The sequence below is a fragment of the Vibrio sp. RM-41-2B genome, from assembly GCF_024744415.1.
In the GTDB taxonomy this organism is placed as follows: Bacteria; Pseudomonadota; Gammaproteobacteria; order Enterobacterales; family Vibrionaceae; genus Vibrio; species Vibrio diabolicus.
Genome location: NZ_JAMQWD010000044.1, coordinates 1 through 789 on the forward strand (window position 1 = coordinate 1; position 789 = coordinate 789).

Consider the following 789-nt stretch of genomic DNA (forward strand, 5'->3'; position numbering starts at 1 on the left):
TCAGTAGGAATGGTATGATTTTTGACGAATGGAAAAATAGAGAAATCCACAAAGGAAAATTTTTCATAACAGATGGGGTTATCGATATCGATAGGTGGGAACAGTCAAGTTTTAAGATCCTATTTATACTGAAAGAAGCATACAGTGGTACTCCAGACTCGGAAGGAGAATGGGACTTAGCTAGTTATCTGAATCAAGGCTTACATACCGTGCGAGGTAAAATGTGGAAAACAGTATCCCAATGGTGTTTAGGTATCCAAAAATTAGTGATCTCGGGCGAAGTCTGCATTTTTGATGAAAGTTACAAGGGAAATATGGAGTTTGATGATGCACTTCGTGGTTGTGCTGTCATAAATTTAAAGAAAAGTTCAGGCTATAGTTCATCTAACAATGCTGATCTTCGCCAGTATGTCGAGAATGACTGGGACTTGATTGAGGCACAAATTGATGAGTTGAAGCCTGACCTGATAGTTTGTGGCTCCACTTGGCCGTTGATTAAGTCAAAAATACCTCATGAAAAGTGCGGCGAGTGGTTGTATAAAAGTGACAGACATTACTTCGTTGATTTTTGGCATCCTGCTAATCAATATCCCAATAAGCTCAACTATTACTCTTTATTAACTGCTCTGAAGCTAAGTATTCAAGAGTGGCGACCAGAGACATAACAAGCAATTTAAGAGGGATTCACAACGCTTGGCATTTTTGCTTCTACTTCAAATTTAGTGTTTATGGCACAATGCTTTAGGTGTGGGTGGAGGCGTTGTTCACCCCTTAATTGGGCGTTATGTT

1 protein-coding gene is annotated in these 789 nt (G+C 39.4%); it reads left to right on the forward strand.

The genetic code is table 11. The features are described 5' to 3' along the window. The coding region (locus NB463_RS18905; protein ID WP_258516027.1) for a hypothetical protein at positions 1 to 665 on the forward strand (665 nt) is incomplete at its 5' end. Between the last annotated feature and the right edge of the window lie 124 nt (positions 666 to 789).